Origin of the sequence: Nocardioides sp. P86, from assembly GCF_023712465.1 — a bacterium.
In the GTDB taxonomy this organism is placed as follows: domain Bacteria; phylum Actinomycetota; class Actinomycetes; order Propionibacteriales; family Nocardioidaceae; genus Nocardioides; species Nocardioides kribbensis.
On record NZ_JAMAYE010000002.1, the window covers coordinates 1015910 to 1030051 of the forward strand.

General features: G+C 76.4%; 9 protein-coding genes. 1 reads left to right on the top strand and 8 read right to left on the bottom strand.

Translation table 11 applies throughout. The features are described from left to right. Nucleotides 1–7 precede the first annotated feature (7 nt). The 8 genes from M3673_RS12210 to M3673_RS12245 form a co-directional block, all read right to left on the bottom strand. A complete protein-coding gene (locus M3673_RS12210; protein WP_251533967.1) occupies nt 8–631 on the bottom strand; it encodes an HAD-IA family hydrolase in 624 nt (207 codons plus the stop codon). Beyond that, on the bottom strand, nt 628–1419 hold the full coding sequence (locus tag M3673_RS12215; RefSeq protein WP_251533968.1) for a 3'(2'),5'-bisphosphate nucleotidase CysQ: 792 nt from the start codon (nt 1417–1419) through the stop codon (nt 628–630). The genes M3673_RS12210 and M3673_RS12215 overlap by 4 nt, the downstream gene beginning before the upstream one ends. A gap of 25 nt (nt 1420–1444) precedes the next feature. After that, nucleotides 1445–2041 carry an aminoacyl-tRNA hydrolase gene (pth, locus tag M3673_RS12220; RefSeq protein ID WP_251533972.1) on the bottom strand — a complete coding sequence of 199 codons (597 nt, stop codon included), beginning with the start codon at nt 2039–2041 and terminating at the stop codon, nt 1445–1447. Continuing rightward, the gene (locus M3673_RS12225; protein ID WP_251533973.1) at nt 2038–2724 is read right to left on the bottom strand and encodes a 50S ribosomal protein L25/general stress protein Ctc; all 687 of its coding nucleotides are present in this window, start codon (nt 2722–2724) and stop codon (nt 2038–2040) included. The genes pth and M3673_RS12225 overlap by 4 nt, the downstream gene beginning before the upstream one ends. 166 nt (nt 2725–2890) lie before the next feature. Continuing rightward, nucleotides 2891–5404, bottom strand: a complete 2514-nt coding sequence (locus tag M3673_RS12230) for an FHA domain-containing protein (protein WP_251533980.1) — start codon at nt 5402–5404, stop codon at nt 2891–2893. Nucleotides 5405–5412: 8 nt separating this feature from the next. Further along, nucleotides 5413–7392: a serine/threonine-protein kinase gene (locus tag M3673_RS12235; RefSeq protein WP_251533982.1), complete on the bottom strand. Its 1980-nt coding sequence runs from the start codon at nt 7390–7392 to the stop codon at nt 5413–5415. Between the two features lie 10 nt (nt 7393–7402). Then, entirely contained in the window at nt 7403–8731 is a 1329-nt protein-coding gene (locus tag M3673_RS12240; protein ID WP_251533984.1) for an ABC transporter substrate-binding protein, read from the bottom strand. 2 nt (nt 8732–8733) lie between these two features. Continuing rightward, nucleotides 8734–11466 carry a hypothetical protein gene (locus tag M3673_RS12245; protein WP_251533985.1) on the bottom strand — a complete coding sequence of 911 codons (2733 nt, stop codon included), beginning with the start codon at nt 11464–11466 and terminating at the stop codon, nt 8734–8736. Between the two features lie 181 nt (nt 11467–11647). Between M3673_RS12245 and pepN the strand changes: the two genes are divergently transcribed. Next, nucleotides 11648–14140 (top strand): aminopeptidase N, encoded by a 2493-nt coding sequence (pepN, locus tag M3673_RS12250; protein WP_251533994.1) that lies wholly within the window; start codon nt 11648–11650, stop codon nt 14138–14140. The last annotated feature ends 2 nt before the right edge of the window (nt 14141–14142 follow it).

Genomic DNA, 14142 nt, shown 5'->3' on the forward strand with positions numbered 1-14142 from the left:
CGCCGTCTCAGTCGGCGAGCGAGATGCCGGCGCCGTGCAGCAGCGAGACGAGTCGCTCGTGGCCCTCGGCGATGGTCCAGTGCACCCCGCGCAGGCCGACCTCGCACGCGGACGCGACGTTGTCGGCGCGGTCGTCGACGAAGACCACGTCGTCGGGGTCGGCACCGATCATCGCGACCGCCCGCTCGAAGTAGGCCGGGTCGGGCTTGGCCACGCCGAGGTCGCAGGAGTAGACGCTGACGTCGAAGCGCTCGTCGTAGCCCAGCACCGTGCGCATGTGGGCGGCACGGTGGGCCTCCTGGTTGGTGCCCAGGTGGACGCCGTGGCCCGCGGCGCGGACCCGCTCCACCACGGCCCACGAGGCGGCGTCGGGCTCGGTGGCCAGCCAGATGGCGGCGTGGAGGTCACGGGCGGGCACGTCGACGCCGTGGCGCTCCAGGACGCCGGCGAGGTCGGCGAGGAAGTCGCTGCGCCCGACCAGCGCCTCGCGCTCCACCGCCACGGCCTCGCGCAGCAGGGCCTCGGAGGCCTCGTCACGCTCACCCAGCCAGGGCGCGGCGGCGCGCTCCCAGCCGCCGGGCAGCGACTGGAGGACGCCGTCGGCGTCCCACAGGACGTGCCGCGGGCTCACTCGGTGCCGTGGGCGGCGATGAAGGCCAGGATCCGCTCGGACAGCTCGGGGCGGCACACGACGACGTCGGGCAGGTAGACGTCGTCCTGGTTGTAGACCAGCGGGCTGCCGTCGACGCGGGAGGTGAACAGCCCCGCGGCCCGTGCCACGGCGACCGGGGCGGCGGAGTCCCACTCGTACTGTCCGCCGGCGTGGACGTAGGCGTCGGCCACGTCGCGCACGACCGACATCATCTTCACCCCGGCCGAGCCCATCGGCACGAGCTCGGCGCCGATCTCCTCGGCCAGGGCCTGCACGAAGGCCGGCGGGCGGCTGCGCGAGACCGCGATCCGGGGCCGCTCGGAGCTCGAGGCGGGCACGGCGGGGGCCTCGCCGGTGGTGAAGGTCTCCCCCAGCACCGGCTGGGCGACCGCGCCGGCGGTCAGGTCGCCGCCGTCGGCGGAGCGCTCCCACAGGGCCACGTGCACGGCCCAGTCGTCGCGCGGGGGCTCGGAGAACTCGCGGGTGCCGTCGAGCGGGTCGACGATCCACACCCGGTCGGCCTCGAGGCGGGCCTTGTCGTCCTTGCCCTCCTCGGAGAGCACGGCGTCGCCGGGGCGCAGCTCGGCGAGCAGGCCCATCAGCAGCTCGTGGGCCGCCCGGTCCCCGGCGTCCTTGAGCTCGCGACCCCCGAGGCCCTCCTGGCGGACCTGGAGGAGGCGGCGTCCCGCCACCTCGGCCAGCCAGGTGGCGAGCACGTGGTCGTCGGTGGCGGAGGCGGCGGGCGGGGTACCGGGGTCGAAGGTCACGGCCGTGACCCTACCGGGGCCCGCCTCAGGAGTTGAACCGCTGCTGGGTGCGCTCGAGGCCCTCGGTGACCAGGCTCTCGACCGCGTCGGCGGCCAGGTCGACGCCGAAGGGCAGGACCTTGCGCTCCGCGGTCGAGTAGTTCGACAGCACGAAGTCGGCGACGTCCTGGCGACCCGGGGGCCGGCCGATCCCGACCCGCACGCGGTGGAAGTCGCCGGTGCCCAGCGAGGAGCGCATCGACTTCAGGCCGTTGTGGCCGTTGTCGCCACCGCCCAGCTTGACCCGCATCGTGTCGAAGGCGAGGTCGAGCTCGTCGTGGATCGCCACGATGCGCGCCGGAGCGACCTTGTAGAACGACGCGAGCGCCTTGACCGGGCCGCCCACCTCGTTCATGTAGGAGCGCGGCCGGGCGAGCACGACGCGCGGCGCCGGGGTGCCGGGCGCACCGAGTCGTCCCTCGACGACGTCGGCGCGCCCGGTCTTGTGCGCGCGGAAGGGCGCACCCATGCGACGGGCCAGCTCGTCGTTGACGAGGTAGCCGATGTTGTGGCGGTGACCGGCGTACGTCGGGCCGGGGTTGCCCAGCCCGACGACCAGCCAGACCTCGGAGGTCTCGCTCACTCCTCGGAGGAGGAGTCCTCGGAGCCCTCGGCGGAGTCGCCCTCGGCGGCCTCGGCCTCGGCCTGCTCCTCGTCGGACTCCTCGCGCTCGATGCCGGCCTCGGCCTCGGCCTCCTCCAGCTCGGCCTCGAGGGCCTCGGCGCTGATCTGCTCGGTGACGTTGACGACCAGCGTCTCGCCGTCGAGGAGCAGGGTCGAGCCCGAGGGGAGGGTGAGCTCGGAGGCGAGGATCTGGGTGCCGGCGGGCAGGCCCTCCACGGAGACCTCGATGGTCTCGGGGATGTCGGTGGCCTCGGCCTCGAGCTCGATCTCGGTGGTGTCGGTGACGACCAGGGTGTCGGGGCCGGCCTCGCCGACGATGGTGACGGGCACCTGCACGGTGACCTTCTCGCCCTTGGTGACGGCGACGAAGTCGATGTGCTCGAGGTGGCGCTTGATCGGGTCGATCTGCACCTCGCGGGTCAGCGCGAGCTGGGTCTTGCCGTCGATCGAGAGCTCGAGCAGCGCGTTGGCGCCGCCGTGCTTGAGCGCCATCATGGTCTCGTGGCCCGGCAGCGTGATGTGCTGGGGGTCCATGCCGTGGCCGTAGACGACGGCGGGGACCTTGTCCTCGCGGCGGATCCGGCGGGCGGCGCCCTTGCCGAACTCGGTGCGGGACTCGGCGGTGATCTTCTCGGCAGACATGCTGCTTCTCCTGTGCGGTCGGCTCGTGCGGTGTGGAGGTGGTGCGTGCGTGTGGTCGCCCGGAGGACGGGACCGAGACGCACAGCACGGCGCGATGAGGCAGCCGACCGCGTCGATCACGGAGGTCTGTCTCCAGACCCTCCCTCGCCGAGGCAACCGCAGCAGTCTAGCCCGGCTCCCGGCCACCCACGAATCGCGCCGCGGCGTCGACGGCGTCGACGAGGTCGTCGAGGTCGGTGCGCACGGGCGTCGTGTCCGTCCGCGGCGGGTCGGGCACGGGCCGGCCCAGCCCCCACCAGTCCAGCGGCTGCACGTGCACCGCGGCGGTGACCGCCGCAGCGCCCGGGGGCTGACCGCCCACCCAGGCCAGCTGCACGGCCACCTCGTCGCCGGCCTCCCCGGCGCCCGCGCCGGCGACGAGGGCGCGGCCCGGCACCGCGGCCGGGAGGGCCGCGGCCGCGGTGGTGCCGAGCAGGTCGAGGCTGCCCTCCTCGTCGAGGCGCAGCGCGATGCGACGCGTCACCACCGAGCGCACCGCAGCGGGCACCGCGCGGGGTCGACCGGTCGCCGCCAGCAGGTGCAGCCGGGCGTCGCGGCCGGCTAGCCAGGCCAGCGCCTCGGCCGTGCCGGGCGAGGCCGACTCCAGCAGGTCGAGGTCGTCGACCACCACGAGGACCTCCCGGGCGGTGCGCAGGGCGGCCTCCGCGGCGCGCACCGGGCCCTCCCCCGCGGCGGCGTCGGCGGGTCGCGCGTGCGGGAGCCCGGCCAGCGCCGCGAGTCCGGCGAGGGGTGCCCGCCCGGGTGCGGCGGCTCCGCCGTCGACGAGCACGACGGCGAGGGCGTCGGGTGAGCGCGACAGCGTCGCGGCGCCCGCCATCGTCAGCAGCGCCGCGGTGCGCCCCGTGCCGGGGAGCCCGGCCACGACGGTGTGGGCGCCGGGTGCCAGCGGGTCGAGGTCCACCGGGCCGTCGCCACCGACCCCGACCGGCACCGCACCCGCGGGGGCGCCACGGTCGCGCTCGTCCCACGCCCGGGCCAGGGCGGCCTCGCCGAGGGCGTCGGCGGGCAGCAGGTCGCGCAGGCGCACCCGCTCGGGCAGGAGCGGACCCGCGACCGGGTCAAGCACCGGCGAGAGGCGCCGGGCGGCGCGGTCGACCAGCGCCGGGGCCACGCCCTCCAGACGCACGCGCGGCAGTCGCTCCTGGCCGCTGCGGGCCAGGGCGGCGTACGACGGCTGGGCCGCGTCGACGAGCAGGGTCGCCGAGCAGCGCTCGGGGAGGTCGGCCTCGCGCTCGTCGACGCAGACGGCGTGGACGCCGACCGACGGTCCGTCGCGCAGCAGCTCGGTCAGCGCGGCCGACCCGCCCGGGGCGTCGGCGAGGGCGCGGTGGCCGTGGACGACCACGACGTGGGCCGCCCCGCGCTCACCGGCACGGCGCCGGCGCACGGTCGCCAGCAGGTCGCCGAGGCGGGCCTGGTGGCCGCTGGGATCGACCCCCACCCGCGCCGCCCCGCTCGCGGGACCGGGGGGCCGCAGGTGCGGCAGCCACCGCAGCCACGACCAGGCCTCGTCGGCGCGGCTGCTCAGCACGGTGAGGCCGAGGTCGCCGGGAGCGTGGGCGGCGCACAGCTGCAGCAGCAGCCAGCGCAGCACGGCGTCGCCGACGGCGCGGGGACCGGCCACCCCGAGGACCGGGGTCCCGCGCAGCGAGACCGCCACCGGCACGTCGCGCAGCCAGGGCCGGTCGGCGGGGGTGCCGCCGCGCAGCTCCATGCCCGCCGGTCGCGGGCCGGTGCCCACGCGCAGCACGAGGAAGTCGTCATCCTCGGGGCGCCGCTCCCACAGCCGCCGACCGTGCTGCAGCACCGTGGCCACCGTGCTCGCCGGGTCGGGCAGCAGCCCGCGGGCCTCCTTCTGCTCCTGCAGCACGGCCTCGCGCAGCAGCCGCCGCACGTCGTCGCCGAGGTCGCTGGGCCCGGCGCGCCCTCCCCGCCACCCCCGCCCCCGCGGGGCCGGGGGGAGGTCGATGGCGAGCGGGTGGGCGGCGCCCCGCACGCGCGGGGGCCGCTGGAGCCTGAGCCAGCCGGGTGCGGCCGGCTCGGTCAGGGCGGCCGCCGCCGCACCGACGCGCAGCTCGCACAGCGAGTCGCCCACCTCCAGCGACTCGCCCTGGCGCCACGACACGGGCACCTGCGGTGGGCAGGCCCGCCCGTCGATGGCGGTGCCGTTGCTCGAGCCCAGGTCGGTCACGGTGACGGCCACCGAGGTGACCCCCACCCGGCAGTGGCGCCGCGAGAGCGAGTGGTCGGCCCAGGAGAGCGCGCCGCTGCGGCCGATCTCGTGCGTGCCGGCCGGCAGCGGGAGGACCGCGCCGCTGTCGGGCCCGCTCACGACGTGCAGCTGGAGACCGCGGCCCAGCCGAGGAGGCGAGACGTCGGCGCCGAGGAAGCCGATCCGGCTGCCGTCGAGGAGCCCGAGGTCGGCGACGGTGCCGCGCCCGGTGGGGATGCCGCCGTCGAGCGTGGTGGGTTCCCCGCGCGGCACCACCATGGGCGCGTCGGGGGCCCCGGCGAGGGCGCGCAGCCGACGCTCGAGCTCGGCGGCGGGGCCGGACTCGTCGCAGTCGACGAGCACGTCGAGGGCCCGCGCGGGGGTCTGCAGCGTGACGGTGACGCGCACGGGGCGGGTCAGCTCCCGCGCGACTCGACGGTGAAGCGGGCCCGGGGGCTCACCCTCAGCTCCCCGACCTGGGCCCGCAGGAAGCACGGCCCGGTGAAGGAGGCCACCACGGTGAGCCCGTCGCCGGAGAAGCGCAGCGCGCTGCAGCCCTCCAGCTCGACCCCGTCGAGGCCGCCGGCCACCGCGGTCAGCACGCCGGTGGCCGAGCCGGTCACGGGGGCGGCCAGGAGCGGCCGGGCCAGGTCGGGCTCGCCTCCCCACAGCGGGTAGAGCGTGTACTGCACCGGCGCGCCGCCCGCGGTGCGCAGGTCGACGCGGGGCGCGACGTCGACCTCGACGCCGCGCAGCCGCTGCACCGGGTAGGCGTCGTCGCTGGTCTGGCGGGCCAGAGCGGTCTCCCCCGCCTCGGCCGCGCCCTCGAGCCAGCCCTGGAGCTCCTCCTCGCTGTCGACGCCCAGCTCCAGCGGCAGTCGCGCGGTCACGGCCACCTCACCGCGCGCGGGCACCTGCCCGACGTCGACGGCCCAGCCGCAGTCGGCCAGCACGCCGGTGTCGGCGACGTTGTTGGCGCGCGCCTGCGCGCCCGACCAGGAGATCGATCCGGGGCACTCGCCGCCGTCGGCGGCCGGCAGCACCTCGAGGAAGGGCCCCGTGAGCGGCGAGCCGCCCGCGGAGTAGGTCACGGTGAGCTCCACGGTGGAGGAGGCCGGGTCGTAGCTGGCCTCGCGGTCGATGCTCAGCCCCGTCGGCAGCGGGTCGCCGTCGAGGGAGGCCTCGGCGGCCACGCCGACGGGCACCTCCGGTGCGTCGCCGCCGCCGTCGTCGGCGCCCGCGGTGACCACGCCCAGGGTCACGGCCGCCGCCGCGGCGAGCGCCACCGCGCCGGCCGCCCACGGCACCCAGCCCGGCCGGGCGGCACGGCGCCGCGGCGGGGTGGACGGCGGGGTGGACGGCGCGGTCGACGGCGCCGTCGACGGCGGGGCCGACGGGGGCGGACCCGTGGGTGCGGCGAAGGCCGCGGCCGGTCGGTCGGCGTGGAGGTTGGTGGCGCCCACGTCGAGGTGGGCGGGGCTGGCGTCGATCTGCACCGCGGGCGCCCGCAGCATGGTGCCCTGCACGATGTCCCACTCCTCAGGGGCCGGCTGGACCTCCAGGCGCGGGGCGTCGAGCACCTCGTCGGGCAGCTGGCGCAGCGCCTGGGCGGTGGCCGCGGCGGTCATGCGCGTCGTGGGGTCCTTGGCCAGCATCGTGGCCAGCACGTTCCACAGGGCAGGGGCCACCGGCAGGCGCGGCGGCTGCACCGACGCGTGCCGGAACCCGACGGTGTGGGCCGTGCCGGAGCCGGAGAAGGGAGTGCGCCCGCCGAGCAGCTCGTAGAGCAGGATGCCCGCGGCGTAGACGTCGGAGGCGGCGCTGAAGCTGCCCTGCACGAAGAGCTCGGGCGGCATGTAGCCGGGGGTGCCGAGCAGGCCGGTGGCCTGCACGGTCGACTCCTGGGCCAGGCGGGCGATGCCGAAGTCGGTGAGCAGCAGGTCGCTCTCGTCGTAGTCACCGTCGACGCCGCGCAGGAGCACGTTGTCGGGCTTGACGTCGCGGTGCAGGCAGCTCTGCTGGTGGGCGGCGTCGAGCGCGTCGAGCACGGCGGCGGTCAGCCGCACCGCGTCGCGCGCGCGGAGGGTGCCGACGTCGCGCAGGTGCTTGCGCAGGTCGGTGCCCTCGACGAGGTCCATGACGATCGCCAGCGCGTCGCCCTCGACGACGAGGTCGTGGACCTCGACGATGTTGGGGTGGTGCAGGGCGAGCAGGATGGCCCGCTCCTGGATGAAGCGCCCGACGATCTGCGGGTCGTGGGCCAGCTCGCGACGCAGCACCTTCGCGGCCACCCACCGCTCGCCGACGCGGTCCCACGTGCGCCACACGGTGCCCATCGCACCCTCGCCGAGCTCGTCGACGAGCTCGTAGCGACTGCCCAGGGCCTGACGGTTCACCGGCCCGCTCTCATCGACCGGCGGCGGCGGTCGCGAACCAGTACAGGCGCGGCGCCGCCTCCTCCTCGGTGGCCGCGACCGGGCGGACCTGCGGGTCCTGGGTGGTCGCCTCGAGCGCGACGACGGCGTCGGGCGCGAGCGCCTGGCTGTCGGCGAAGTCCAGGGCCGGGCCGGCCAGGCCGTCGGAGGTGTCGACGGTGAGCCCGGTGAGAGCGGCGGCGACGTCGGCCGGCTCGACCGACCCCGCCTCCACGGCGGCGGCCGCGAGCGCGAGCACCGCGTCGTGGCTGGCGGTGTCGGCACCCTCGGCCACGTCGGCGAAGGGCACGCTGCCGAAGAGGTCCTGGAGCTCCGGGTCGCCGGCGGCCAGGCGCAGGGCCGAGAAGTACGACGCGGTCGCCTCGGCGCGCTGGCTCGTGCCGAGGGTGGTGGCGTCGGAGGCGTCCACGCCGACGGTGAGGAACTCCCCGGCCGGGGTGCCCCCCGCCTCGGTCAGCCCCGTGGCGAAGCCCGGGCTGAGGGCCTCGGGCGACAGCACGACCGGCGCGGTGCTGCCACGGCCCTGGAGCGCGGCCACGACCTGGGCCTGGCTGGTGGCCGAGGCCGCGACGACCACGCTGTCAGCGGTGCCGTCCTCGACGGCGCGGGTCGCCCGGGCCACCACGGCGCCGAGGTTGTCGCCGGTGTAGTCCTCGCGGTCGGCCGAGCCCACGCCGTCCACGTCGACGCCGTCGGCGCTGACCACGAAGGGCCGCTCGAGGCCGCGCTCCCCCATGGCGGCGAGGAGCGCCTGGTCGACGGCGTCGCCCGAGGGGCCGGTGGCCCACACACCGTCGGGCAGGGCGGTGAGCTCGCGCTCGTAGGGCAGCAGGAGCGGCACACCGGCCCCTGCGGCCGCGTCGACCGCGGCCTGCAGGTGCTCGCCGGTGCTGGCGGCGACGATGCCGGACACGCCGGCGTCCACGAGGTCGGCGACCGCCCGGGTCGCGCCCTCGCTCGTGCCCGCGTCGTCGACGACCTCGAGCTCCACGTCGGCCCCGCCCAGCCCGAGCCGGTACGCCGCGACGCGGGCGCCCTCGGCCGCGGTGAGGACGTCCTGGCCCTCCCCCGGCGCGGAGCGCAGCGAGACCAGCACCCCGACCCGCAACGGCTCGCCGACCTCGGCGAGGGCCGCGGCCGCGTCGAGCTCGACGGCCGGGGCGGCGCCGGCGGCACCGGACGCGGGGGCCGCCGGCTGCTCGCCGTCGTCGTCACCGCTGCAGGCGACCAGCGTGGTGAGCGCCAGGGCGGCCAGGGTCAGTCCGGCGGCGCGGCGGGCGCGGGGCGGGGTCGTGCGCACGCTCAGTCCCGGCCGAGGTGGAAGGAGTAGACCGTCAGCACGTCGCTGCCCTCGGGCACGTCGAGGCCAAAGGCCGGCAGGGCCTCCTGGAGCTCGAGCGCACGCGCCATCTGGGCCTGCTGCAGGAAGACGTCGGCCAGGGCCTGGCTGCGCACGCTGCGGAAGCGCGTGGCCCGGGCGTTGGCCGAGGAGATCTGCTCGTTGGCCACGGCGGTCTGGGTGGCCCCGGTGACCAGCGAGCCCAGGATGCCGGTGCCGCCGGACTCGCGGGTGCCGAGGTCGGCCAGGACGTTGCCGAGGTCCTCGGTCAGGCGGGACTCGGAGTCGGCGACGCTGCGGTTGGCCGCCGAGACCGTCGAGTCGAGCACGGAGAGCGCGTCGCCGACGGCACCGTCGAGGGCCAGGCCCGACGCGCGGACCGTGGCGTCGAGCTGGGTGCGCTGGGCCTCGATGCGCTCGGCGCCCTGCCCGGTGATCCGGTCGGAGGTGCGCTGGGCGCCGCGGCCGAGGCGGCCGAAGAGCTCGCTGACCTTGCCGCTGGCCTGGATGCGGGCCGCGTCGGTGCCGGCGATGGCCTCGCCCAGCGCGCCGCCCGAGCCCGAGAGGCCGTCGGTGATCGCGTCGATGCTGGCGTCGAGGTCGGCCTCGAGGCCGTCCTGGTTGCAGGCCACCTTGGTGTAGGTGAGGACGAGGCGGTCGACGGGCTTGCTCAGCGCGGGTGCGTCGTCGACGTCCTCGCACGAGGGCGCGGCGTAGGAGTCGCTGAGCGACACGACGCTCTCGGTGAGCTTGGAGAGCCGGCCGGCCAGGGAGCCGGCGGAGGCGTTGGTGGCGGCGGTGACGCGCTCGAGGGCCTGGTCGACGCCGCTCTGGATCGCGGCGAAGTCGACCGCCACGGCGTCCTTCGACGAGAGTCCCGCGATGCTGTCGAGGGTCGCGACGACCGGCGCGAGGCGCGCGTCGACGGTCGAGCCCGGGGTGGCGCAGCCGGCCTGGTCCTGGGCGGTCTGGATCTGGCCGGCCAGGGTCGCGTCGGCGGTGGCCGCGGGGTCCATGGCGCACACGGTGCCGCGCAGCGCGGCCAGGTCGGCCTGGAGGCTGCGGGCGGTGGCGGCCTGGGAGACGGCCTGGGCGTTGATGGTCTCGAAGCGGCGGCGCAGCCCGGAGGTGGCGTCGGGGCCGAGGAGGTTCTTGAGGTTGGTCAGCGTGACGCTCAGCTGGCCGAGGACGGCGTCGAGCGGCTCGAGGGGGTTGCCCGGGTTGGTGGGGTCGACCTGGAGCGCGGTCTTCTTCACCGACTCCACCAGGGAGGTCACCCCGGCGACCTGGACGCCCAGGTCGTCGACGAGGCTCTCGTCGAAGCGGCCGCCGAGGCGGTCGCCCAGCGCCTGGAGGACCTCGCCCTGGTCGCCGACGGCCCGGCTGGCCGCGGAGAGCACGCAGACCGCGGAGGTGGACTCCTCGGTGCAGGTCGCGACGTCGGCGGCGGAGCCGATCTGCTCGCGCAGGGAGTCGACGATGCGCTCGCTGCACTCCGTGCCGGCCTCGCCGAGGGTCTCGAGGCGGCTGGCCACGGCCACGAGCTGGCCGTAGACGGTGTCGGAGGCGAGGCTGCCGCCGAGCACGACGCCGCAGCCGCCGCCGGTGCCGGCGGGCTGGGGAGCGGGGATCCGGTCGGGGTCGCCGAGCTTGGCCTTGACGGCGTCGATGCTGCGGGCGAGCGCGGCGTTGGCGGAGTCGGTGGCGCCGTCGAGCTCGCCGCCGACCTGCTCGCGCAGGGCGTCGAGATCGGTGGTGAGGCCGCTGAGGGAGGCCGTGACCTCCTGCGAGGAGCGCTGCAGCTCGGCGATGGTGCGGGCGCCGAGCTGGTCGGCCGAGGCGCCGAGGCGGCTCTCGATCTCGCCCAGCACGCCGCTGGCCTCGGTGAGCACGGCGTTGACGTCGCCGACGAGCTGGATGGTCTGGGCCTCCATCGAGACCGTACTGCCGGCGTCGTCGGCGAAGGCCTGCTCCAGCAGCGCCGCGACCGAGGTGTCGGTGACCAGGCCGGGCTGCACGCTGAGGTCGAAGTCGGGCACGCTGAGCGAGTCGGACTTCATCACGAGGCGGAAGGTCGCGCTGGGCGCGAGGCGCGGCGGGGCGAGCATCGAGGCCCACTGCACCTGGGCGGCGCCGTCGGCGGACTGGCTCAGCACGCCGTTGGTGCCGTCCTCGCCGCGGGTCAGCACCTGGGTCAGGCCCTCGTCGCCGAGGTCGGCGGAGGCCACGACGGTCAGGGGCGCTCCGATGAGGGCGTACTGCGTGCGCGAGACGCCCTCGGCGTCGTAGCTGACCCGCTCGGGCCGCACGGTGGTGTTCTGCACGGTGACGTCGATGACGACGCGGCCGCTCTCGCCCTCGATGTCGGAGAGGTCGGTGCCGGCCCGGTCGTCGAGGCGGTAGGTCGTGGAGACGCGCACCGGGAGGTCGCCGGCGTCGGCGGCGTCGAAGTCCTGGCTCTCGCTGGCCGAGCCGCCGTCGGAGTCCTGGGTGATGGTGGTGCCCGAGAGCGAGCCGATGCTGCCGTCGGGGCCGAGCTGCACGTCGACCGCCTGGAGGGTCTGCTCGGTCGCGGCCTCGGCCGAGGTCGTGGCCGCCGAGAGCAGGCCGCCGACCAGGGCGACCACCACCGCCGACTGAGCCGTGCGGCGGACCGCTCTCGGGTGGTTCCTCGCCGAGTGACGGGCGACAGACATGGCTCTCCTCGTGAGGGCGCGGCGAAGGGTCGGGCCGGCCCGTGGTGACGGTCCTGGTGCGGGGGGTCGACCCGTGGTGTGTCCACCCCCACGGGTGGGCAAACCTGGTCTAGACAGATTCCACCACGAGTCGGCGCCGCTCCGCACGCCTTCGCAAAGAATGGCGTCGTAGGGTCCGGGCATGTCGCTGACCCTCGAGGAGGCACGCTCGCGCGCGGCCGCCCTGTCCGACCTGTCCTACGCCGTGGACCTCGACCTCACGGGGTGGGAGGCCGGCACCTTCGGCGTCGACACCACGGTGCGGCTGCGGACCGCCTCCCCCGACACGTTCCTCGAGCTGACCGCGGCCCAGGACGTGACGGTGACCGTCGACGGCGTCGCGCGGGAGCCGGCGTACGACGGGCGCCGGATCACCCTCGCGGGTCTGCCCACCGGGGTGCCGGTGGAGGTGCGGGTCACCGCCCGGGTGCCCTACGTGAGCGACGGCGACGGGATGCACCTGGCCACCGACCCGGCCGACGGAGCGACCTACGCCTCGGCCTACCTCGGCATGGACGTCACCCAGCGGGTGCTGCCCTGCTTCGACCAGGTCGACCTCAAGGCGCCGGTGAGCATGAGCGTCACCGCCGAGGCGGGGTGGACCGTGCTCGCCAACGGCCGGCTCGAGGAGCGCGAGGAGGCTGGCGGCACGGCCGTGCGCTGGTGCTTCGCCACCACGCCCCCGGTGCCGCTCGACCAGCTCGTCGTGTGCGCCGGGCCGTGGCACTCGGTCACGTGGGAGCACGCCGGCCTGCCCTTCGGGTGGCACGCCCGGGCCTCCCTGGCCGCCGACCTCGACCGCGACGCCGCCGAGCTGGTGGCCACGACCACGGCCTGCTTCGACCACTACGCCGGGCTCTTCGCGGAGCCCTACGCCTTCGACTCCTACGACCAGGTCTTCGTGCCGGGGCAGAACTGGGGCGCCCTGGAGACCCCGGGCTGCGTGACCTACCGCGACGAGCTGCTCCCCCGCGGCCGCACCACCGCGCGGGCCACCGCCCAGCGCGCCACCGTGATCGCCCACGAGATGGCGCACATGTGGTTCGGCAACCTGGTGACGATGCGGTGGTGGGAGGACACCTGGCTCAACGAGAGCTTCGCCGACTACCTGGGCTACCGCGTGGCCGAGGCGGGTGCGGGCTTCGCCGGGGCGCTGGTGGCCCACGAGGCCGGCCGCAAGCCGGCCGCCTACGACGCCGACCAGCGCCGCTCGCGCCACCCGGTCGCGCCGCTCGCCGAGGACGTCCCCGACGTCGACAGCGCCTTCGCCAACTTCGATGCCCTCTCCTACGCCAAGGGCAACTCCTGCCTGCGTCAGCTGGTCACCTGGCTCGGCGACGAGGACTTCCTCAGCGGGGTCGACGCCCACCTGACCCGTCACCGCTTCGGCAACGCCTCCCTCGCGGACCTCGTCGCCTCCCTCGACGAGGCCTCGCCGCGCGACGTGCGCGGCTGGGCCGAGCGGTGGCTGCGCACACCCGGCTTCGACACGGTCCTCGTCGAGCGACCCGAGGAGGGCGGCGACCCGCTGCTGCGGCGCGAGGGCGTGCGCCCCCACCGGCTGCGGGTCACGGCCTACGACGAGCACACGTGGGCCGAGGTCGCCACGCGCCTGGTCGACCTCGAGGACGACCCGGTGCGGCTGGAGGGCTGGGGCGCCCACGTGGTCGTGCCCAACGCCCACGGGGAGACCTTCGCGCGGCTGCGCCTCGACGCCCGCTCCTGGGACGCGGTGGCCGCCGGGCTGGGGTCGCTGCCCGACCCCCTGACCCGCGCGGTGCTGTGGGCCACGGCCTTCGAGCGGGTGCAGGCGCGCGACCTGCCGGTCGACGACTACCTCGCGCTGGTGGCGCGCCACCTGCCGGTCGAGCGCGACGTGGCCCTGGTGCAGGCCGTGCTGCGCCGCACCCTCGACACCGTGGTCGTGCGGTCGGTGCCGCCCGCACGGGCCGCCGAGGCGGTCGAGACCGTGGCCGCCGCGTGCCGCGCAGGGCTGGACGCCCTGGCGCAGGGCGGCGCGTCCGACGGCGCGGCGGGCCTCGAGCGGGCGATCGTGCTCACCGAGGGGCTGGCCGCCACCAGCCACGACCCGGGGCTCCTGCGCGCGTGGCTCGACGCGGGTCGCACCGCCCAGGGCGTCGAGCTCGACCCGGCCCTGCGCTGGAGCGTCGTCGGACGTCTCGCGGCGCTCGGCGCCGCCGACGCCGCGCTCGTGGCGGCCGAGCGGCGCGCCGACCCGAGCGTGGCCGGTGAGCTGGGGGCCGCCGCGGCCCTGGCCGCGCGCCCCACCGCCGAGGCCAAGGCGGAGGCCTGGGCCGCCGCGGCCGACGACGACCGCGTCTCGAACCGGATGTTCGAGGCGCTCGTGGGCGGCATGTGGTCGCCGGAGCAGGCCGACCTGCTCGCGCCGTGGGTCTCGCGCTACCTCGAGCAGGGGCCGCTGCTGGCCGCCCGCCGCGGCCAGGCCTTCGGCGCGGTCGTGGGCCTGCGCTCCTTCCCCCGCGTGGCGCTCTCCCCGGCCCAGGTGCAGCAGCTGGAGACGGCCCTGACCGGGTCGCTCCCGACCGTGCTGCGCCGGCACTGGGAGGACCGGCTCGACGACCTGCGTGCGGGGACCGAGGCCCCGAGCACCTAGAT